Source organism: Pseudonocardia aurantiaca (assembly GCF_039526725.1).
GTDB classification, from domain to species: domain Bacteria; phylum Actinomycetota; class Actinomycetes; order Mycobacteriales; family Pseudonocardiaceae; genus Pseudonocardia; species Pseudonocardia aurantiaca.
Genome location: NZ_BAAAJG010000008.1, coordinates 388,377 through 407,735, shown reverse-complemented (window position 1 = coordinate 407,735; position 19,359 = coordinate 388,377). Strand labels below are relative to the sequence as shown.

Below are 19,359 nucleotides of genomic sequence, written 5' to 3'. Positions count from 1 at the left end.
GGGGTCCGACACCCGCGCGGAGCGCGGCGGCACCCGGATCACCCTCCTAGAGAGGAATCGGTCCGGCGGCGGGGACGTTGCCCCATCATGACTGTGGAACTGGGCCGGTACGGGATCTGGCGAGGCGCGCGCGACCTGAACCCCGAGCTCGCCGCGCAGGTCGAGGAACTCGGCTTCGGCGCCATCTGGATCGGTGGCTCTCCCGGCGGTGACCTGCAGCTCGCGGAGTCGCTGCTCGCCGCGACGGACCGGATCGCGGTCGCCACGGGCATCGTCAACATGTGGAAGACCCCTGCCGATGAGGTGGCCGCCTCCTACCATCGGATCGAGGGGAAGTATCCGGGGAGGTTCCTGCTCGGTGTCGGGATCGGGCACCCGGAGGCCACGAGCGAGTACCGCTCGCCCTACGCGACGATGGTCGAGTACCTCGATCGGCTCGACGAGGCGGACGTGCCCGTCGAGGGCCGGGCGCTCGCGGCGCTCGGGCCGCGGGCGCTGCGCCTGGCCGCTGACCGCACCGCGGGCGCCCACCCGTACCTGACGCCGCCGCAGCACACCCGTGAGGCACGTGAGGTGATGGGCGCGGGCCCGCTGCTGGCTCCCGAGCAGAAGGTCGTGCTCGACACCGACCCGGAGCGGGCCCACTTCGTCGCGCGGCCGGCCGTGAAACCGTATCTCTCCCTGACGAACTACCGGTCGAACCTGCTGCGGCTCGGCTGGACCGAGCAGGACCTGGCCGGCGAGGGCAGCGACCGGTTGATCGACGCGCTCGTGGCCCACGGCGACGCGGCGACCGTCGCCGACCGGCTCACCGCGCACCTCGACGCCGGCGCCGACCACGTCTGCGCGCAAGTACTGCCCGCGGCGGCCGACCCGGTACCCACGCTCAGCGAGCTGGCCGCGGCGCTGCAGCTGCGCTGATCACCCGCGCCGGATCGTCCTTGCCAGGGCACGATCTACAGTGCGCCGCGTGAGCGTCCCGGAACCGCCGCCGGCCTCCGCCGATCTCACTCCGCTGCGGAGGAACAGCAGCTTCCAGCTGCTCTGGGCCGGGGGCGCGGTCTCGCAGCTCGGCTCCGAACTCACCCGACTCGCGATGCCGCTGCTGGTGCTGGGGCTCACGGGCTCACCTGCGTGGGCAGGGGTCGTGACCGGCGCAGGCGTGGCGGCGGCCGTGCTCACCCAGGTTCCCGCCGGGGTGTGGGTGGATCGGTGGGACCGGCGCCGCACGCTCGTCACGGGTTCCGCCCTGCGGGCCGCCAACTCGGCAGGCCTGGCGGTGCTGGTGACCGCCGGCGGGGTGCAGGTCTGGCACCTCGTGCTCTTCGGCGTGGTCGACGGGATGTGCGGCGCGTTCGTCGACCCGGCGACCTGGACGGCGATCCGCGGGGTGGTGCCGGTGCCGCACCTGCCCGCCGCCTATGCACAGGAGGAGTCGCGGCGGCACGCGGCGAGCCTGCTCGGCCCGCCGCTCGGCGGCCTCCTCTACGGGTTCGGCCGGGCGGTCCCGTTCGTCGCCGATGCGGTCACCTTCCTCGTTGCGGCGCTGTGCGCCGTCCTCGCGAAGGTGCCGCGGCGGCCCGCAGGCGGTCGGGAACGGGTGCGTCGCGGCATGCACCGGGAGGCGGGTGAGGCCGTCGGCTGGCTGTGGCGGCACCGCGGGCTGCGCTCGGTCTATGGCGTGGCGATGGCGATGAACCTGCTCGGCGGGGCCATGCTGTTGCCGCTGATCGTGCTGGTCGGCGAACGCGGCGGCGGTGCTCTCGACACGGGCGCGGTGCTGGCCACTGCAGGGCTCGGCGGGCTGGTGGGCGCGCTGCTGTCCCGCCGGACCGGGCAGCTGCTCCCGCCGGGGCAGCTGTTCCTCGCCGTCGTCGCGCTCTTCGGGATCGCGCTCTCGGCGATGGCCCTCCCGCTCGGGTGGTGGTGGCCGATGGTCCCGCTGGTGCTCATCGCGCTCTCGACGCCCGCGATCAACGTCGTGATGAACGTGGTGCTCGCGCGGTTGACGCCGGACGACATGCTCGGCCGGATGGACGCGGTGCTCACGGTCGGGTCGCGGGGGCTCGCGCCGCTCGGCCCGGTACTGGGCGGTGCGCTCGCGACTGCGCTGGGCGGCGCGGCGTCCCTCGTCCTGCTCGGTGCGCTGCTCCTCCTGACGGCGGCGGTCGCCGCGACCAGCCGCGACCTGCGCGGGTTCACCGGCGCGGCGTGATCGTCAACGGGGCAGGTCAGCCGGTTGCACCGGCGGGCCGCCGATACCGCAGTTCGGGCATTCCTCGATCCGCACCCGCCCGCCCGGCCCTGCGGGCTCGGCCGCCGCAAATGGCCGGCGGATCATCGTGAACGACAGACCAGCGGCGACCACGAGCAGCCCGGCCGAGATCACTATGGCCCGGCGGAAGCCCGCGTTCAGCAACGCCGGGTCGGTGTACGCCGCCCCCGTGATCCCGACGATCCCCGGCACGACCGCCACGGCGAGCAGGCCCGCAGCCCTGGCCACCGCGTTGTTGACGCCGGACGCCGCGCCGGCGAACCGGTCCGGGGCGGCGTCGAGAACCGTGGCCGTGAGCGGCGCGACCGTGAGCGCGAGGCCTGCTCCGAACACGAGCATCGCGGGCAGCACGTCGGCGAGCCACGTGGCGTTGGCGTCGATGCGGAGCAGGAGCACTAGTCCACCCGCGCTGATCAGCGGGCCGATCGTCATCGGCAGCCGCGGTCCGATCCGCCCCGCGAGGGCGCCCGCCCGCGCGGAGAACAGCAGCATCACAAGCGTGACGGGCAGCAGGGAGGTCCCCGCCGCGAGGGGGCTGAACCCGGCGACGGTCTGCAGCTCCAGCACCAGGAGCAGGAACACCACGCCGAGGGCGCCGTAGATCAGCACGGTGGCGAGGTTCGCGGCGGTGAACGTCGGGTTCCGGAAGAGCTCCGGTGGCACGAGCGGATGCGGCGACCGGCGCTCCACCAGCACGAAGACCACCAGCGCCACCAGGCCGACGGCGATGCTGGTGAGCAGCACCGGATCCGGGCCGCGTTCGCCGAGACCGGTGAGCCCGTAGGTGAGCGCACCGAGGCCGCCGGCGGCGAGCACGGTGCCGCTGATGTCGAGCCCGGGTGCCGACTCCTCGTCGCGGGTCTCCGGCACGTGCCACAGCGCGACGGCGACGATCAGCGCGGCGAGCGGCAGGTTGATCAGGAAAACCAGCCGCCAGTTCCACTCCACCAGCCAGCCGCCGAGGAACGGCCCCACCGCACCCGCGATCCCGCCGAGCCCGGACCATGCCCCGACCGCGGCCGCGCGGTCCGGACCGTGGAACGACGCCGAGATGATCGCGAGGCTGCCCGGAGTGAGCAGCGCCCCGCCGACGCCCTGTGCCGCCCGCGCGGCGATGAGCAGTTCGATGTTCGGGGCGAGGCCGCAGGCGAGCGAGGCCAGCGCGAACCAGACCACGCCGATGATGAAGACGCGCCGACGTCCGAAATGGTCGCCCAGCGACCCACCGAGCAGGATGAGCGAAGCGAGCGTGAGCGTGTAGGCGTTGACGGTCCACTGCAGGTCGGTGAAGGTGGCGTGCAGGTCCCGGCCGATGCTCTCGAGGGCCACGTTCACGACCGTGCCGTCGATCATGACCAGGCCGGAGCCGAGCACCGTCGTGGCGAGCACCCACCGGCCGGCCGCCGTGCCCATCCGCAGCTCGCCCGCGTCCGCCGCCATGGGCGTCACCCTAAGCCGTGCCAGACTCCCGGAGTGAGGCTCGCCACCGTGCGCCGCGCGGCGCCGCTAGCTGTCGCTCTGGCCGCCGCAGCTCTCGCAGGCTGCGCCCCGGCATCCGCGCCTCCCCAGGCCGCCTCACCCACGTCACGGCCCGCGCCTGACCCCGTGGCTGTCTGCATCAACCAGCTCACGCATTGGGCCGCGGAGGACCTGCGCGGGACCGACACGCAGGGCTACGACTACCAGCACCGGGGGCTCACGGCCCAGCAGGCCGACGCGCTGCGCGGCATCGTCGCGGAGGCTCAGGGTCTCGGCCGGGACCAGGCCGCGCAGGTCGTGCCGGAGCGCATCCGAGCCGCGTGCACGGCGATCGCAGGTCCCGCCTGACCAGTCGAACAGGGGCCGCTGGCCATGACATACGACACGCTGTGAACGCTGGGTGACTTGTCGTCACCTCTTTGGGTTGCCGTCGTTGACCGAGCAGGATTCGGGGAGGCGACGATGGGGACACACGGACGGGCGGGAGTTCGCCGTGCGTCGGCGGCCCGGGTGGCGATCGCGGGAGCGCTCATCGTGGCGGCAGCGACGGTCATGGGCGGCATAGAGGCTGCGCACGCGGCGCGGGAGGCGATCGCCGCGCCCGCGGCCGCCGGGGTAGCCGCCCAGACGGTGCCCGCGCAGGCCGGTCCCGCCCCCGCCGCACCCGGAACGGGCGCCGGCGCCCCGGGAACGGGCGCCGGCGCCCCGGCAGCGGCGCCCCCGTCCACAGCTCCGGGGGGTCGGCCCCTATCCGGCCCGAGCACCACGGCGGCCCGGGTCCCCACCCCGGTGCGGGCGGCGACGTCCGCAAGCTCCGGCTCCGCTCCCATCGTCCAGCCCGGCCCGGAACGGGTCAGCGGCACGCCGTGCACGCGGACGGCGCGGGCCTGCGTCGATCTCCACGGCCGGGTGGCGTGGCTGATCGACAACGGACGTGCGGTGCGCGGGCCGGTGCGCATCCAGACCGGCGACCGCGACACCCCCACCCCGCTGGGCACCTTCGCGGTGCAGTGGAAGGCCGAGCAGTACACGAGCCGCGAGTACCTGACGCAGATGCCGTACGCGGTGTTCTTCGCCGACGGCGGTATCGCCTTCCACGAGGGGCGGCAGGACACGTCGTCGGGCGGCTGCGTGAAGCTCGTGCACGAGGACGCCGTGGCCTGGTTCAACTTCCTGCAGGTCGGCAACGAGGTACAGATCCACTGATGGGTGAACCACAACCCCTTCTACCGTGAGTAGAATGGGCTGGTGCTGACTTTGGGCGAGCTCGAACGCGCCGTGATGGAGATTCTGTGGTCGGCAGGCGCGCCCGTCACGGCACGTGACGTCCAAGATGCGCTCGCCCATCGCCAGCTGGCCACCACCACGGTGCTGACCGTGCTTGGGCGCTTGGAGCGCAAGGGACTCGTCACGCGGGAGCGGGCGGGCCGGGCTCACCATTACCGCACCGTGGCGAGCCGCGAGGACCACGTCGCCGAGCTGATGCGCGACGCGCTGGACGCCGCTCCGGACCGCGGCGCCGCGCTCGCCCGGTTCCTGGGCTCGATCCCCGAGGACGAACGGGCGGCTCTGCGCAACCTGCTCGACTGACGTCTGCCATCCTGGCTCACCATGGAGAGCACGGCGCTGGGGCTGCTGCTGCTTGGTGTGTTGCTCGCTGAACCGGTGAGCCGGGCGCTGGCCGCCGCCCAATGGCCCGCGCGCGACCCCGTAGGCGGGCTGCTCGTGTGGCAGGCCGTCGGGTTGGCGGGCGGACTGTCGCTGCTCGGGTCCGGGGTCGTCTTCGGATTGGCGCCGCTCGGACCGTCGCTACCCGCCGCCGTGAGCGCCGCGATCGACACGCTGGCCGCCGGGCAGCTGCCAGAGTTCGAGATCGTGCACGTCATCGCGCTGCTGGCGGCGCTCGCACTGGCGCTGCGGCTCGTCTCGGTGCTCGTGGCGGTCACGGTGCGCACGCTGCGGGCCCGCCAGCGCCATCGTGACCTGCTCGACCTCCTCGGCACGCCGTGGCCTGCAGTGCCCGGCGCTCGCGTGCTCGACCACCCCGTGCCCGTGGCCTATTGCCTTCCGGGGCTGCGGTCGCGGCTCGTGCTCTCGGCAGGTGTGCTCGACGCGCTCGACCCGCCCGCGGTGCGGGCGGTGCTCGCGCACGAGCAGGCCCACCTGCGCGAGCGCCACGACCTCGTCGTGCTCCCGTTCGTCGCGTGGGGGGCGACCGCGCCGTTCGTGCGTGGGATGGTCTGCGCCCAGGTCGCCGTCGCCGCCCTGATCGAGATGCGCGCCGACGATGTCGCCTCCTCCGCCGTCACAGCCGGGCAGCTCACCGGCGCGCTCCGCACGATGGGCGGAGCGGCGCCCGCGGCGGCGCTGAGCTCGTTCACCGACGCGCTGGACCGCAGGCTGCTCCGGATCACCGAGCCGCCGCGGCCGCTGTCGGTGACGGTGCGGGTGCTCGTGCGACTGGGGGCCATCGGCCTGGTCGGCGTCCCGACAGCACTTCTGCTGCTCTCGTAGTCGCAGGATCACCGGGGTTCACAGCAGGCCGTTCGCCTGCAGCACCTGCAACGCCCGGACCGTCGCGTGGCCGCGCCACTCCAGGGCGCCCGCCGGGGAGAACTCGGCGTACTCGACGCGCCAGCCGCCGTCAGGCTGCTGGCCGGCGGCGAGCCTGCGCAGTTCGGCGTCTATCGAGTCCCACGAGAAGAGGGCGCGCACCGGGCGGCCCGGCTCCGGCGCGATGTCGAGGGGGCGGATCGCCTCGTCCTGGGTGCCGCCCTGCACGGGGATCACGCCGTCGGCGGGCACGAACCGACGCAGGCCCTCGATGATTCCGGCGGCCTTCGGCACGGTGTCGTGCACGGCGTCGAGGAACCTCAGGGCGAACGCCAGCACAAGCGCCTGCGGGGGCTCGACGGCTTCGGTGGCGTCCCCGGCGGCGCCGAGGCAGTAGGCGGTGGCGCGGGCGAGCCAGGGGTGCGCGGCGACCGCCGGATCGTGCCGGGCGGTGCGGTGGGCCACCGCCGCCACGATCGCGGTGATCTGCAGCGAGGAGACGTCCTGAGGGGCGCCTGCCCACCAGGCGGCGGTGCCCGCCGGGTCGGGCACCGGCAGGGCGAAGGGGACCCCGCCGTCGGGCAGCGAGACGGAGTCGAGCCAGTCGCACAGGGCCGCCGCGGCCGGGTCGGTGGCCGGGGCGATGTCCCCGAACACCTCGAACGCGTGCAGCGCCGCCCCCGGCTGGCTCGAGGCCGAACGCAGGTCGGGTTCCAGCCCCCAGCCGTAGCCGCCGTCCGGGTTGCGGTACGCCGCGAGCGCGGCGAGCGCCGCCTCCGGCGAGCCGCTGCCGAGCAGCACCCCGACACGGCGCCGATCCAGCAGGCGGGCGTGGCGGGCCATGAAGTCCACAGCTGCGGGGAGGTCGATCACAGCACCGGTTCGAGTGGTGGTCATGGCCAGAGCCTCCCGCGCGCCTCGCGGAGGTGTCGTGAACGTTCCGGCCACGACGGCGGTCAGCGAAGCGGGCCGCCCGCCCGGCGCAGCTGGCCCAGCGCCTCCGCCCACGACCGCCCCAGGCTTGTCTCGTGGTACGGCACGCCGATCTCCGCGCAGAACTCCCGCACCACCGGGCGCGCCTCGCGCAGGTTCGGCGTCGGCATGCTCGGGAAGAGGTGATGCTCGATCTGGTGGTTGAGGCCGCCGAGCGCCACGTGCAGCAGGCCGTCGGTGAATGCGCCGCCCCGCACGTTGCGCGCGGTGATCACCTGCTTGCGCAGGAAGTCGAGGCGCTCGGTCGGCATCGCCATGCCTTTGTGGTTCGGCGCGAAGATCGAACCCAGGTAGAGCCCGAACAGTCCCTGGTGCACGGCGAAGAACGCGAGCGCGAGCCCGGGCGGAAGCACGAGGGACAGCGCCGTCACGTACGCGATCGCGTGCACCGCGAGCAGGGCCAGTTCCAGCCACCGCAGCGGCACCGTCGCCCCACGCTGCCCCAGCAGCCCGCGCACGCTGCTCCGCCGCAGGTCGATGCCGGCGAGCGTCAGGATGGGGAAGAAGAGCGCGGCCTGGTGGCGATGCACGAACCGCCCGAACCGGCCGCTCTCGGTGCTGAGCGCCTGCTCCCCGGTCCACACCAGCGCGCCCGGCTCGACGTCCGGGTCGAGGCCCTCGTGGTTGGGGTTGGCGTGGTGGCGGGTGTGCTTCTCCATCCACCAGCCGTAGGACATGCCGATCCCGAGATTGCCGAGGATGCGGCCGGTGATCGCCGCGGGGCGGCGGGTGCGGAACACCTGCCGGTGTGCCACGTCGTGGGCCAGCAGCGCGACCTGCCCGTACACGACCGCGGCGAGGGCGGCCAGGAGCAGCTGCCACGGGGAGTCGCCCAACAGGAAGAACCCGACGACGGTTGCGGCCGCCGACGCCCCCACGAGCAGGAACCGGAGCACGTAGTAGCCGGGGCGCCTGCGCATGAGTCCGGCGGCGGAGACCCGGCGGGACAGGAGCGCGAAGTCGCTGCCGGTCCGCGGGATCGTGGTGTCGGTGGTCGTGGTGTTCACGGTCCCCAGCCTTCGGCGCACGGGCCGCAGCGGTGAGCCGGTGAACCTCCCACCCTGGGTAAGGAGTTCCCCCGACCGGTGCCGGGTGCTCGCCCGATGGCGCGGGGGATCTCCGCTGAGGATTCTCACAGCGTCGTCACAGCGACGTTCTGTCACCGTGAGCGCCCCCCAAGCACGCTCCCCGGAGGCGCACGACGATGACGATCTCGCTGCACACCGGCACCCACACCGCGACCGTCTCCAGCGAATGGACCGTCTGGGACACGCGGTGCCGCCTGGTCGTCACCGATCCCTGGGCCATGCACAAAGCCCGACACCTCCTCGAGGAGCAGCTCACGATCATCGACCGGGTCGCCCACCCGAAGGCCGCGGGCGCGGGCCGGAGGCGCCGCGGTGGGCCGGTCGGCGGCGACCGCTTCGCCGAGCTGCTCGGCCGCACCAGCCGTCCGCGGGCCTACCCGTACGGGCTCGTGCCCGCGCCCGAGGGGGTGGACGTGCACCAGCCCGCACCCGAGCCGTGGCAGCTCGTGCTCGACGCCGCCGCACGCGGCCGCGAGGCTCTGCTGCTGGAGCGGGGAGCGTCGCTGCGGGCGTGGACGGCCCAGCTCTGCGCCGAGCTGGTCGCCGAGGTGATGTCCTGCGGTGTGCTCGTGGCGTTCGGGAGCGACGTCGCCACGTCCGGGCTGGCACCGGTTGGCGGCTGGCGCATCGAGATCCAGGACGCGCCGGACGCCTCGTCCACCGTGGTCGCGGTGGACGGGGGCGGCATCTCCCGGCTGAGCACGGTCCGCGTCGGGCAGCAGCGGGGGCGCTCGCCGCTGCGCCCCGTGGTGGTGCCCGCGACGGGGCGGACGGTTCCACCGGCGTGGCGATCGGTCAGCGTGGCCGCCGCCGACGCACCCGCGGCGAGCGCTGCGTGCGCCGGAGCGATGCTGCGCGGGCCGGCGGCGCCGGGGTGGCTGGCGGAGCTGGGCTTGCCCGCCCTGCTCGTGGACACCGCCGGTGCGGCCCATTGCGTGGGCCGCTGGCCGGTGCCGGCCTGAGCACCGGACGGCTCAGCCGCGCTTGGGCGCATACCGGCGAGCCGGCCGCGCGTCGGCGTGGCGACGGCGAGCGCGACCGCGTACCCGCTCACCGTCACCATCCACGCGGCGGTGGAGGCGCTGATCTCCAGGCCGGCGGCGAGCTCGGGGAGCGCAACGGTCACCGCCGACGTCGACATGCGGGCGAGACCGAAAAGGAGGCCGACAGAGCCGCCGCGCGCCCGAGATGGAGCACGATCGGAGAACGTGGTGGCCTCGGCGCTGTCGGTCGACACCGCCTTCAAGCAGGACGAGCGGGGCTTGGGCTAGACCTTCTCATCGATTGCCGGGGCGACCAGGCGGGCTGAGGCGGCCGCGCCGGCGGCCGAGAGCAGCACCGGCCACCGGCTGCCCTTGGGCAGCTTCCCGAAGGAAAGCAGCGTGGCGAGGGCGTCGCCGGCGTCGGCCACCCCGCCGCCCTCCACCCAACCCCGCACCGGGGCGTCGTGGCGCAGCGCCAGGACCAGGCCGATGCCGAGGGCGAGATCCCGGGCCCCGAGCGACCGGGCCAACAGCTTGGCCTGCCAGGCGACGTCGCGGCCGACCCACGGCCGCAGGGGCACCGTGGGCGCCACGAGGGCGGTGACGCCGATGGCGATTCGGACCCAGGCGATCGCCTCGGCCAGCTGACGAGCTTGATCCCGTTTCATAAGCGGGGACGCTACCGGGCGCCGGCTTCCGGCCGCATGCATCGTGCCGGTCAGGACCCAAGCCGCGTGACGATCGGGGGGACCGGGTTCAGGGGATGAGAACGACCTTCCCCGTCGTCGCGCGCGACTCCAGCGCCCGGTGGGCGCCGGCGGCGTCCGCGAGGGGGAACCGCTGCACGACCGGCACCATCCGCCCGGCCGCCGCCTCGGCGAGCGCCGCGGTCTCGAGCCCCCTGAGCCCGCCGTAGCGGCGCAGCATCCGCGGTCCCGTCACCCAGTGCACGGAGAGGCTCCCCTTGACGATGTCCATGGTCGTGAGCTGCGTGGGCTTCCCTGCGGACCAGCCGAACATCACGATCCGCCCCCCGACGTCGAGCATCTCCAGCCCCGCCCTCCCGACGTCGCCGCCCACACCGTCGAGCAGGAGCGTCGGCTTGCGCCCGTCGAGAGCGGCGAGCGCCTTCTCCGCCCATTCGGGCTCGTGGTAGTCGACCGCGACGTCCGCACCGAGCGAGCGCACCAGCTCGACCTTCTCCGGCCCGCCCGCCAGGCCGACGGAGGTGGCGCCCGCGGCCCGCGTGGCCTGCACGAAGAGCGTGCCGAGCCCACCGGCCGCCGCAGGGATCAGCACCACGTCCTCGGGCGTCAGGTCGGACATGCCGAGGACGCCGACTGCGGTCCGTCCGGTGCCGATCGTGGCCACGGCCTGCTCGGGGGAGAGACCCGACGGCATCTCGTGGAGGGACTCGGCCGCGGCCACGGCCCGCGCGGCGTACCCCCCGCCGGCCATCCCGAGATGCACGACAACCGGCTTGCCCACCCACGACGCATCGGCGTCCGGCCCCGTCCGAATGACCGTGCCCGCCACCTCGCGACCGGGTGTCATGGGTAGATCCGGGTCCGGGTACGGGCCGCCGGTCTGACCCGACCGGATCGTCGTGTCGAGCAGGTGCACCCCGGCCGCGGCCACCTCGACGAGCACCTGCCCCTCGCCGGGGACCGGGTCGGGCATGTCCTCGTACCGCAGCACATCTGCGGATCCGAACTCGTACTGGCGGATGACCTTCATATCGTCTCCTGTCTCGCGACCTGCGAAGATCACGCTAGGAGCTCCACCGCAGTTGAGGTCAAGTCCGTGTTACGGCCGCCCGGCAGCCCGCTGGGCGCGATGATGCGGGCGTAACGTTGATTACGTGCCCCATGATCTTCCCCGCACTGTGGGCGCCCTCCGGGCGTCCGGCCACGAGCTGCGTGGCGTCAAGGACGAGATCCGCGACAACCTGCTCGCCGCGCTCCGCGAGGGGCGCGACCCGTGGCCCGGCATCGTCGGGTTCGAGTCCACCGTGCTCCCGCAGCTGGAGCGCGCCCTGATCGCCGGGCACGACGTCGTGCTGCTGGGTGAGCGCGGCCAGGGAAAGACGCGCCTGCTGCGCTCGATCGTCAACCTGCTCGACGAGTGGACGCCCGTGATCGAGGGCTCCGAGCTGGGCGAGCACCCCTACGACCCGATCACCCCCGCCTCCCGCCGCCGCGCCGCCGAGCTCGCCGACGACCTGCCGGTGGCCTGGCGCCACCGCGACCAGCGCTACACCGAGAAGCTCGCCACCCCCGATACCGCCGTCGCCGACCTCATCGGCGACGTCGACCCCGTCAAGGTCGCCGAGGGCCGCTCGCTCGGCGACCCGGAGACCATCCACTTCGGCCTCGTGCCCCGCGCCCACCGCGGCGTCGTGGCCATCAACGAGCTGCCCGACCTCGCCGAGCGAATCCAGGTGGCGCTGCTCAACGTGATGGAGGAGCGCGACATCCAGGTCCGCGGCTACACGCTGCGGCTCCCGCTGGACGTGCTGCTCGTGGCATCGGCCAACCCCGAGGACTACACCAACCGCGGCCGGATCATCACCCCGCTCAAGGACCGCTTCGGCGCCGAGGTCCGCACGCACTACCCGCTTGAGCTGGCCGACGAGATCGCGCTGGTGCAGCAGGAGGCCGAGCTGGTCGCCGACGTGCCGCGGCACCTCGTCGAGGTGGTCGCCCGGTTCACGCGGTCGCTGCGTGAGTCGAGCGCCATCGACCAGGGGTCGGGGGTCTCGGCCCGGTTCGCCGTGGCCGCCGCCGAGACCGTGGCCGCCGCGGCACTGCGCCGCGCGGCGATTACGGGTGAGAAGCGGGCGGTCGCACGTCCGGTCGACCTGGAGGCGGTGCCAGCCGTGCTGCGCGGCAAGCTCGAGTTCGCCTCCGGTGAGGAGGGCCGCGAGTCCGAGCACCTGGAGCACTTGCTCCGGCGCGCGACCGCCGACACCGCCCGGTCCTGGCTGCGCGGCATCGACCTCAACCCGTTGGCCGAGGCCGTCGCCGAGACACCGGTGCGCACGGGCGAGCGCGTCCCCGCCATCGAGGTGGTGGCGGCGCTGCCCGCCGTCGAGGCACTCACGGAGGTGGCCACGCGCCTCGGCGCGGGCGGCACCGAGGACCCCGGACCGATGGCGAGCGCCGCCGAGCTGGCCCTGGAGCTGCTGTTCCTCACGAGGCGGCTGGCGAAGGACGAGTCCGACGACGGCGACACGGTGCGCTATGGCTAGACGCGCACGCAGGTATGCCTACGGGCCTTACACCGACGGGCCGGACCCGCTCGCACCGCCCGTCGACATCCGGGCGGCGCTCGACGAGATCGGCCGCGACGTCATGGAGGGCGCGTCGCCGCGCTCGGCGCTGCAGGAGCTGATGCGTCGCGGCATGCGCGGGCAGCGCGGGCTCGACGAGCTCACCCGCGAGGTCTGGCAGCGGCGCAGCAGGCTGCAGCGGGAGAATCGGCTCGACGGCACGTTGCAGGAGGTCCGCGAGCTCCTGCAGCGTGCCCTCGAGGCCGAGCGCGACACGCTGGGCCGCCAGGACACCGACGACGCCCGGTTCCGCGAGATGCAGCTCGACGCGCTGCCGTCGGACACCGGCGGCGCGGTCCGGGAGCTGAACGAGTACGACTGGCAGTCCGCAGGCGGCAGGGAGGCGTACGAGCAGATCCGCGACCTGCTCGGCCGGGAGATGCTCGACCAGCGGTTCCAGGGCATGAAGCAGGCGATGGAGAACGCCACGCCCGAGGACGTCGAGGGCATCCGCGAGATGCTCGACGACCTCAACGACCTGCTCGCCAACCACGCGCAGGGGCGCGACACACAAGCGCAGTTCGACGAGTTCATGCGCAAGCACGGCGAATTCTTCCCCGAGAACCCGCAGAACACCGACGAGCTGATCGATCTGCTCGCGCAGCGGGCCGCGGCGGCGCAACGGATGCTCAACTCGATGACGCCGGAGCAGCGCGCGGAGCTGATGGAGCTGTCGCAGCAGGCGTTCGGCGATCCGCGGCTGGCGCAGGCGCTGGGGCAGCTCGACGCGCACCTGCAGGGCCTGCGTCCCGGCGAGGACTGGGATGGCCAGGGCCGCTTTCGCGGCGAGAACCCGATGGGCATGGGCGAGGCCACCCGCGCGATGGAGCAGCTCGGGCAGCTCGACGCGCTGGCCGAGCAGCTGGCCCAGAGCTACCCCGGCGCCCGGATGGAAGACATCGACATCGACGCGCTGGGCCGGCACCTGGGCGACGAGGCCCGCGTCGACGCCCGCGCCCTGGCCGAGCTGGAGCGTGAGCTGCAGCGCCAGGGCCTCTTCGAGCGGGCGCCGGACGGGTCGCTGCAGCTCTCGCCCAAGGCGCTGCGGCGGCTGGGGGAGGCGGCGCTGCGCGACGTCGTCGACAAGATCGGTGCGCGCCGGGGCGAACGGGAGAACCGCAGCTCCGGGGCGGCCGGCGAGGCCACTGGGGCCACCAGGCCGTGGGCCTTCGGCGACACCGAGGCGTGGAGCGTCCCGCGCACCCTGCTCAACGCGCAGCTGCGGCGGGCAGGCGGCGACGACCGGCGGCTCGACGTCACCGACGTGGAGATCGTCGAGACCGAACAGCGCTCCCGTGCGGCCGTGGCACTGTGCGTCGACACGTCGTGGTCGATGGTGCAGGACGGGCGCTGGGTGCCGATGAAGCGCACCGCGCTGGCGCTCCACCAGCTCATCTCCACGCGGTTCCGCGGCGACGACCTGAAGCTGATCACGTTCGGCCGGCACGCCCGGTCGGTGGAGCTGGGTGAGCTGATCGGCCTGGAGGGGGTGTGGGAGCAGGGCACCAACCTGCACCATGCGCTCCTGCTCGCCGGCCAGCACCTGCGCCGCAACCCGGACGCCGAGCCGGTGGTGCTGGTCGTCACCGACGGCGAGCCGACCGCGCACCTGGAGCCCGACGGGGAGGCCGTGTTCGACTGGCCGCCGAGCCACGAGACCCTGCGCGCCACGATCGCCGAGGTGGACCGGATCGCCGCGCTGCGGGCGGCGATCACGTTCTTCATGCTGGGCGACGACCCGAGACTCGCGGCATTCGTGGACGACGTGGCCCGCAGATGCGGCGGGAAGGTGGTAGCGCCCACGCTGGACGGCCTGGGCGCGGAAGTAGTGAGCGACTACCTCCGCACCCGCAAACGCTGACCCCACCCGCGAGTCGCTGGGAAAGTGTGCGCGAGTCGCGGGGCTGCAGAACAGCCCGCGACTCGCGCGCACTAATCGCGCGACTCGCGCGCACTTTCGGCGCGACTCGCGGGTGGATCGCGGGGGATTCGGTCGCCTCTCCGGTAGACCTCCTGGACCTTCAGGTCCTCGGTCAGCACCACCAGGTCCGCGCGACTGCCTGCCTCGATCGCGCCCACGTCGGCCAGACCCATGGCCTTCGCCGGGGTCGTCGACGTCATCGCCACCGCCCGCAGCAGCGCCTCCTCGCGTGACGTCGCCGCGTGCCGGACGATGTTGGCGAACAGCTCATCGGTGGTGGCGGTGCTGCCGGCGATCGTGCCGGTGCCGGGGAGCCGCGCCACCCGGTCCCGCACGGCCACGCGGAGCGCGCCGAGGTGGTACTCGCCGTCGGGCATCCCGGCTGCCGCCATCGCGTCGGTCACCGCGGCCACCCGCCCGGCCCCTGCCGCCCGCACCACGTGCTCCCACAGCGCCGGGTGGACGTGCAGCCCGTCGGTCACCAGTTCCACGGTGACGCGTGGGTCCTCCAGCAGCGCCACGGCCGGGCCGGGCTCGCGGTGGTGGACCGGTGCCATCGCGTTGAACAGGTGGGTGCCCATCCGGGCGCCCGCCGCGATCGCGTCCTTCGTCAGCTCGTAGGTCGCGTCCGTGTGCCCGAGCGCCGCGATCGCGCCGGCCCCGGTGATCCGCCGTACCGCGTCAACCCCGCCGGTCAGCTCGGGCGCGAGCGTGATCATGCGCACGGCCCCTGCGCCCGCGCGCAGCAGCCGGTCGAGCTCGGCGGGATCGGGGTCGCGGAGCTGAAGGGGGTCGTGCGCCCCGCAGCGGGCCGTGGCGAGCCACGGCCCCTCCAGGTGCACGCCCGCCAGTTCGCCGTCGGTCACCAGCTCGGCGAGCGCGTCGACGGCCTTGAGCAGCTCGTCGGGCGCGGCCGCCACCAGGCTCGCAAGCATCGTGGTGCTCCCGTGCGCGCGGTGGAACCGGACGGCCTGCAGAGCCGCGCCCACGTCCCCGTCCGGGAACGCGGCTCCCGCCCCACCGTGCACGTGCACGTCGACGAAACCGGGAACGAGCACAGCGTCCCCGAAGTCGGTGTCGGGCGTCCGCGGCGGCGCGCCCGATCCGACCGCCGAGATGCGCTCGCCGGCCAGCTCGACCCAGCCCGGCCCTACCGTGCCGCCCGCGACGACAGTGCCGGCGGCGAGCAGGTGTTCGCCACTCCCAGAAACTCGAGTCACAGGGTCTCCGTGATCTTGCTCAGCCCGCGCGGCGCGTCCGGGTCGCCACCCCGCGCGACGGCCAGGTGCAGGGCGAGCAGTTGAAACGGGACGATCTCCAGCAGCGGCGACAGCTCCTCGGGGGCGCCTCCCGGCAGCGCGAACCCGACGGCGGCGCGGGACACCGCGCCGGGGTGCCCGACGCAGCAGACGTCCGCGTTGCGCTCCGCCAGCCGCGGCAGGACGTCCTCCATCGCCGCGCCGCCCACCCCGTCCGCGACGACGGCAAGCACCGGCACCTGCGGGTCGACGAGCGCGAGCGGGCCGTGCAGCAGATCGGCGCCGGAGAACGCCTGCGCCGACACGTACGAGGTCTCCATGAGCTTGAGTGCGGCCTCTCGCGCGGTCGGGTAGGAGTACCCGCGCGCGGTGGTGAGCAGCCGCTGGGCGAACCGGTAGCGCTGTGCCAGTTCCGCGACCTCCGCCTCACGGGCGAGCAGCGCGTCGCCGAGGTCGGGCAGCGCCGCGGCGGCCGCCGCGCCGTCGACGTCGCGGACCCGCTCCAGCAGCAGGTAGAGCGCGAGGAGCTGGGCGGTGTAGGACTTGGTGGCCGCCACCGACCGTTCCCGCCCCGCCAGCACGTCCACGTGCTCGTGGGCGGTCTTCGCGAGCGCGGAAGTGGCGTCGTTCGTGACGGCGACGGTGAGCGCGCCCTGCTCGCGGGCCACCTGCAGCGACCGGACGAGGTCGGGCGAGCCGCCCGACTGGCTGATCCCGATCATGAGCACGTCTCGCAGGTCGGGCCGGGCCCCGTAGGCGGTCATCGTGGACGGCGAGACCAGCCCCGCCGGGAGCCCGTGCCGGATCTCCACGAGGTACTTGGCGTAGAGCGCGGCATGGTCGCTCGTGCCGCGGGCGACGAACAGCACGGCGCGCGGGCGCCTGCGCCGGATCGCGTCCGCCGCCGCGTCGATGCCGGCCGCCGGGCCGTCGGCCAGCAACCGGCGCCAGACCTCCGGCTGCTCGGCGATCTCCGCGGCCATCAGGCGGCCGGGCATGTGCGGTGCCACGAGCGTCACGCTCTCTCCTGTTCGGGATCGGCAACGAGGGCGGCGGCGAGCCGCACCGCCCCGGCGACGGGCTCCTGCGTGAGCACATGCACCTCGACGCCGGGAAGTCGTTCCCGTACGGCCTGTTGCAACGCGGGCTGGTGCACGGCGAACCCACCGCCGAGCACGACGGGGCCGGGCGTGCCGAGCCGGCCGAGCACGCGGAGCGCCAGCGCCGCGAGCGCGTCGGCGGCGCCGGTGAGGAGCGCGCCGGCCGCCGGGTCGCCGGTCGCGGCCAGCGCGAGGAGCGCGGGCGCGCGTTGGGCCCAGTACCGGCGGTCCTGGGTGCTGTAGAAGTGGTCCACCAGCTGCTCGGGGCTGGTCAGCCCGCATTGCGCGAGGAGCGTGGCGGTCAGCTGGTCGACCGGCGCGCCCGCGTCCATCCGGTCCAGTGTGTGCCGGACGGCGTCGACGGTGACCCGGTAGCCGCTGCCCTCGTCGCCCAGCAGGTGGCCCCAGCCGCCCGCGCGGGAGTCGGTGCCGTCCATGCGCACGCCCCAGGCCACCGACCCCGTGCCGGAGATCAGCGCCACCCCGGTGTCCATCCCGGCGGCGGCGAGCACCAGCCGGGCGTCGTGCACGATCGCGACGCAGGCCCCGGGCATGCGCTCGGTGAAGAGCCGCTGCAGCGTGGCGATCGACTCGGAGCCGTCGGCCCCGGCCGCGCCCGCGCACACCGCGTCGACGTCGGCGGTGCCGAGCTGCGCGAGGAGGCCGTCGAGCTGGCGGCCCGCCTCCGCGGGGCCGACGGAGGCGATGTTGGCGCTCCCGGCCACCGCCTCGGCCACGGAAAGGCCGTCGACGGCGCGGACGCCGTGCGTCTTCGAACCGCCGATGTCGACGCCGATGACGGTCGGCAATTCCACCCCCGCAGAGAGTAGACGTTTGGTCTAGAGGACTTGGCTGAAGGCTGTCAGACGACGCTCCGCGGGGCAAGAGGGCACCCTCGCCAGCGTGACTGATCCGACGGACGAGCCGACCCCGCTCTGCCACCGGTGCGCCACCCCGCGGCCCGCGAGCGGCGCGGCTCGGCTGGCATGGGCGTGCGAGCGCGAGCCGGACGGGGAGCGGTGGCTGTGCCCGGGCTGCGCACGCCGGCATGCCCGCGAGATCGAGGCCAGGCTCGCCCCCGAGTGGTGGTGACCGGCTTGGAGCGCCCTGAACAACTCGGCCCTACTGCGCGACGCCCAGGCGGGCACCTCGCGGCGTTGGACGATCGGGCCGATACAACAGCGGTATCGGCCCGATCGTCCGCCTTGCGATGCACCCACCTGGACGCCGCTCGCTACGGGCGGAGTTGTTCAGGACCCTCCCAAGGCGCGAACGGCGCCAGGTCGAGCTCAGCCGGCTGGCCGAGCACGGCGCACGCGAGCGCGTCGCCGGAGACCGGGGCCATCGTGAGCCCGCCGGCACCGAAGCCGGCGTTCACGAACACCTCACGCATTCCCGGCACGGCGCCGAGGCGCGGGACGCCGTCGGCCGGCAGCGGTCGCAGGCCGACGCGGGTCTCCAGCACGGTCGCGTCCGCGAGACCCGGCGCCACTCGAAGGGCGTGGTCGAGCACCTCCCGTTGCCCTGCCGCGGTCAGCCGGACATCGAACCCGCTGCCGGTCTCGCGGGTCGCGCCGACCACCACACGGGAGTCGTCGAACGCGACGAGGTAGTGGCCGCTCAACGGGAGCACCGTCGGCCAGGCGCGGGTGTCGACGCCGTCCAGGCGCAGATGCGTGATCTGGCCCCGCTGCGGCACGACGCCCAGCGGATGGCCGAGCGGCTCCAGCAGGTCGTCCGTCCAGGCGCCGGCTGCCACGACCACGGCGTCCGCGGCGAGCTCGTCGGCGTCGACCTGAACGCGCACCCGCTCGCCGGCGCGCACGAGCGAGGCCTGTCCGGCACGGACGCTCGCTCCGTGGGCCCGGGCGCCTGCGAGGAGCCCGTCGCGCAGCGTCCGGCCGTCGACGCGCCCGCCGCCCGGTACGAAGACGGCGTCCAGGTCCGAGGCCAGCGGCGGGAACAGCTCGCGCGCCTTCTCGCTCGGGAGCCGCTCGACCTCCCCCGTAGGGGCGCCAGCCGCGTGCCGGATGGCAAGGCGCTCCTCGACCGCGTCGAGAACCGCGGGATCAGCGCTCACGACGAGCGAGCCGGTGCGGCGGAAGTCGACCGACCGGACGCCTGCCGCGGCAAGCAGTTCGAGCAGCCGGGGGTAGTACGCGGCGCCGTGGGCGTAGAGCTCGTAGTAGGCGCCGTCCGCGACGGCGCTGCTCCACGGCTGGACGATCCCGGCGCCCGCGGCCGTCGCCGTGCCCGGGACGTCCGCGTCGAGCACGGTGACCGCGGCCCCGCGGCGGGCCAGCGCGAACGCCGTGGCCGCACCCGCCACCCCGGCCCCGACGACCACCACGTGCGGCTTCGACATGTTCCTCCCGAT

At 74.1% G+C, this 19,359-nt stretch carries 20 protein-coding genes; 11 read left to right on the top strand and 9 right to left on the bottom strand.

What is annotated here, in order from left to right; genetic code table 11:
- The first annotated feature begins 87 nt into the window (after positions 1-87).
- Both ABD143_RS11815 and ABD143_RS11810 read left to right on the top strand, forming a co-directional pair.
- Positions 88-921 (top strand): LLM class F420-dependent oxidoreductase, encoded by an 834-nt coding sequence (locus ABD143_RS11815; RefSeq protein ID WP_343975691.1) that lies wholly within the window; start codon positions 88-90, stop codon positions 919-921.
- Between the two features lie 49 nt (positions 922-970).
- On the top strand, positions 971-2,215 hold the full coding sequence (locus ABD143_RS11810; protein ID WP_343975688.1) for an MFS transporter: 1,245 nt from the start codon (positions 971-973) through the stop codon (positions 2,213-2,215).
- Between the two features lie 3 nt (positions 2,216-2,218).
- Here the strand turns inward: ABD143_RS11810 and ABD143_RS11805 are convergent, their stop codons facing one another.
- Positions 2,219-3,715: an MFS transporter gene (locus ABD143_RS11805; protein ID WP_343975684.1), complete on the bottom strand. Its 1,497-nt coding sequence runs from the start codon at positions 3,713-3,715 to the stop codon at positions 2,219-2,221.
- A gap of 165 nt (positions 3,716-3,880) precedes the next feature.
- Between ABD143_RS11805 and ABD143_RS11800 the strand changes: the two genes are divergently transcribed.
- The 4 genes from ABD143_RS11800 (at position 3,881) to ABD143_RS11785 (ending at position 6,268) form a co-directional block, all read left to right on the top strand.
- Positions 3,881-4,102 carry a hypothetical protein gene (locus ABD143_RS11800; protein WP_343975681.1) on the top strand — a complete coding sequence of 74 codons (222 nt, stop codon included), beginning with the start codon at positions 3,881-3,883 and terminating at the stop codon, positions 4,100-4,102.
- A 114-nt stretch (positions 4,103-4,216) separates the two neighbouring features.
- A complete protein-coding gene (locus ABD143_RS11795) occupies positions 4,217-4,960 on the top strand; it encodes a L,D-transpeptidase (protein WP_343975678.1) in 744 nt (247 codons plus the stop codon).
- Between the two features lie 42 nt (positions 4,961-5,002).
- A complete protein-coding gene (locus ABD143_RS11790) occupies positions 5,003-5,344 on the top strand; it encodes a BlaI/MecI/CopY family transcriptional regulator (RefSeq protein WP_343975675.1) in 342 nt (113 codons plus the stop codon).
- 21 nt (positions 5,345-5,365) lie between these two features.
- The gene (locus tag ABD143_RS11785; protein ID WP_343975672.1) at positions 5,366-6,268 is read left to right on the top strand and encodes a M56 family metallopeptidase; all 903 of its coding nucleotides are present in this window, start codon (positions 5,366-5,368) and stop codon (positions 6,266-6,268) included.
- Positions 6,269-6,286: 18 nt separating this feature from the next.
- Here the strand turns inward: ABD143_RS11785 and ABD143_RS11780 are convergent, their stop codons facing one another.
- Both ABD143_RS11780 and ABD143_RS11775 read right to left on the bottom strand, forming a co-directional pair.
- Positions 6,287-7,204, bottom strand: coding sequence for a hypothetical protein (locus tag ABD143_RS11780; protein WP_343975669.1), 918 nt, complete (start codon positions 7,202-7,204; stop codon positions 6,287-6,289).
- Positions 7,205-7,263: 59 nt separating this feature from the next.
- Complete coding sequence (locus tag ABD143_RS11775; protein ID WP_343975666.1) at positions 7,264-8,307, bottom strand: fatty acid desaturase family protein; 1,044 nt, start codon at positions 8,305-8,307, stop codon at positions 7,264-7,266.
- 197 nt (positions 8,308-8,504) lie between these two features.
- Between ABD143_RS11775 and ABD143_RS11770 the strand changes: the two genes are divergently transcribed.
- Entirely contained in the window at positions 8,505-9,350 is an 846-nt protein-coding gene (locus tag ABD143_RS11770; RefSeq protein WP_343975663.1) for an FAD:protein FMN transferase, read from the top strand.
- 57 nt (positions 9,351-9,407) lie between these two features.
- The gene (locus tag ABD143_RS11765; RefSeq protein WP_343975660.1) at positions 9,408-9,659 is read left to right on the top strand and encodes a hypothetical protein; all 252 of its coding nucleotides are present in this window, start codon (positions 9,408-9,410) and stop codon (positions 9,657-9,659) included.
- Here the strand turns inward: ABD143_RS11765 and ABD143_RS11760 are convergent.
- Both ABD143_RS11760 and ABD143_RS11755 read right to left on the bottom strand, forming a co-directional pair.
- Complete coding sequence (locus ABD143_RS11760; RefSeq protein WP_343975657.1) at positions 9,656-10,039, bottom strand: hypothetical protein; 384 nt, start codon at positions 10,037-10,039, stop codon at positions 9,656-9,658. The genes ABD143_RS11765 and ABD143_RS11760 overlap by 4 nt on opposite strands.
- Before the next feature lie 88 nt (positions 10,040-10,127).
- The gene (locus ABD143_RS11755; protein WP_343975654.1) at positions 10,128-11,108 is read right to left on the bottom strand and encodes a zinc-binding dehydrogenase; all 981 of its coding nucleotides are present in this window, start codon (positions 11,106-11,108) and stop codon (positions 10,128-10,130) included.
- A 124-nt stretch (positions 11,109-11,232) separates the two neighbouring features.
- Here ABD143_RS11755 and ABD143_RS11750 point away from each other — a divergent pair, with 124 nt between their 5' ends.
- Positions 11,233-12,621, top strand: a complete 1,389-nt coding sequence (locus tag ABD143_RS11750) for an ATP-binding protein (protein WP_343975651.1) — start codon at positions 11,233-11,235, stop codon at positions 12,619-12,621.
- Positions 12,614-14,563 (top strand): vWA domain-containing protein, encoded by a 1,950-nt coding sequence (locus tag ABD143_RS11745; RefSeq protein WP_343975649.1) that lies wholly within the window; start codon positions 12,614-12,616, stop codon positions 14,561-14,563. The genes ABD143_RS11750 and ABD143_RS11745 overlap by 8 nt, the downstream gene beginning before the upstream one ends.
- Positions 14,564-14,634: 71 nt before the next feature.
- On the opposite strand, the gene nagA is transcribed toward ABD143_RS11745, so the two are convergent.
- Genes nagA through ABD143_RS11730 form a run of 3 tightly spaced genes read right to left on the bottom strand, consistent with a single transcriptional unit; the run spans position 14,635 to position 17,797 of the window.
- Positions 14,635-15,843, bottom strand: coding sequence for an N-acetylglucosamine-6-phosphate deacetylase (nagA, locus tag ABD143_RS11740; RefSeq protein WP_343975645.1), 1,209 nt, complete (start codon positions 15,841-15,843; stop codon positions 14,635-14,637).
- Positions 15,840-16,865: an SIS domain-containing protein gene (locus ABD143_RS11735; RefSeq protein ID WP_343977325.1), complete on the bottom strand. Its 1,026-nt coding sequence runs from the start codon at positions 16,863-16,865 to the stop codon at positions 15,840-15,842. The genes nagA and ABD143_RS11735 overlap by 4 nt, the downstream gene beginning before the upstream one ends.
- 32 nt (positions 16,866-16,897) lie before the next feature.
- Positions 16,898-17,797, bottom strand: a complete 900-nt coding sequence (locus ABD143_RS11730; protein ID WP_343975642.1) for an N-acetylglucosamine kinase — start codon at positions 17,795-17,797, stop codon at positions 16,898-16,900.
- Positions 17,798-17,885: 88 nt separating this feature from the next.
- On the opposite strand from ABD143_RS11730, the gene ABD143_RS11725 reads away from it, so the two are divergent.
- Positions 17,886-18,074, top strand: coding sequence for a hypothetical protein (locus ABD143_RS11725; protein WP_343975639.1), 189 nt, complete (start codon positions 17,886-17,888; stop codon positions 18,072-18,074).
- 142 nt (positions 18,075-18,216) lie between these two features.
- Here ABD143_RS11725 and ABD143_RS11720 read toward each other — a convergent pair whose 3' ends face one another.
- Complete coding sequence (locus tag ABD143_RS11720; RefSeq protein ID WP_343975636.1) at positions 18,217-19,347, bottom strand: NAD(P)/FAD-dependent oxidoreductase; 1,131 nt, start codon at positions 19,345-19,347, stop codon at positions 18,217-18,219.
- Between the last annotated feature and the right edge of the window lie 12 nt (positions 19,348-19,359).

What these genes read in the sequence shown, in the direction of transcription:
- ABD143_RS11755 (WP_343975654.1), bottom strand. Translation starts at nt 11,108, where the DNA reads ATGAAGGTCATCCGCCAGTACGAGTTCGGATCCGCAGATGTGCTGCGG.
- ABD143_RS11735 (WP_343977325.1), bottom strand. Translation starts at nt 16,865, where the DNA reads ATGGCCGCGGAGATCGCCGAGCAGCCGGAGGTCTGGCGCCGGTTGCTG.
- ABD143_RS11795 (WP_343975678.1), top strand. Translation starts at nt 4,217, where the DNA reads ATGGGGACACACGGACGGGCGGGAGTTCGCCGTGCGTCGGCGGCCCGG.
- ABD143_RS11760 (WP_343975657.1), bottom strand. Translation starts at nt 10,039, where the DNA reads ATGAAACGGGATCAAGCTCGTCAGCTGGCCGAGGCGATCGCCTGGGTC.
- ABD143_RS11770 (WP_343975663.1), top strand. Translation starts at nt 8,505, where the DNA reads ATGACGATCTCGCTGCACACCGGCACCCACACCGCGACCGTCTCCAGC.
- ABD143_RS11780 (WP_343975669.1), bottom strand. Translation starts at nt 7,204, where the DNA reads ATGACCACCACTCGAACCGGTGCTGTGATCGACCTCCCCGCAGCTGTG.
- ABD143_RS11785 (WP_343975672.1), top strand. Translation starts at nt 5,366, where the DNA reads ATGGAGAGCACGGCGCTGGGGCTGCTGCTGCTTGGTGTGTTGCTCGCT.
- ABD143_RS11805 (WP_343975684.1), bottom strand. Translation starts at nt 3,715, where the DNA reads ATGGCGGCGGACGCGGGCGAGCTGCGGATGGGCACGGCGGCCGGCCGG.
- ABD143_RS11745 (WP_343975649.1), top strand. Translation starts at nt 12,614, where the DNA reads ATGGCTAGACGCGCACGCAGGTATGCCTACGGGCCTTACACCGACGGG.
- ABD143_RS11720 (WP_343975636.1), bottom strand. Translation starts at nt 19,347, where the DNA reads ATGTCGAAGCCGCACGTGGTGGTCGTCGGGGCCGGGGTGGCGGGTGCG.
- ABD143_RS11815 (WP_343975691.1), top strand. Translation starts at nt 88, where the DNA reads ATGACTGTGGAACTGGGCCGGTACGGGATCTGGCGAGGCGCGCGCGAC.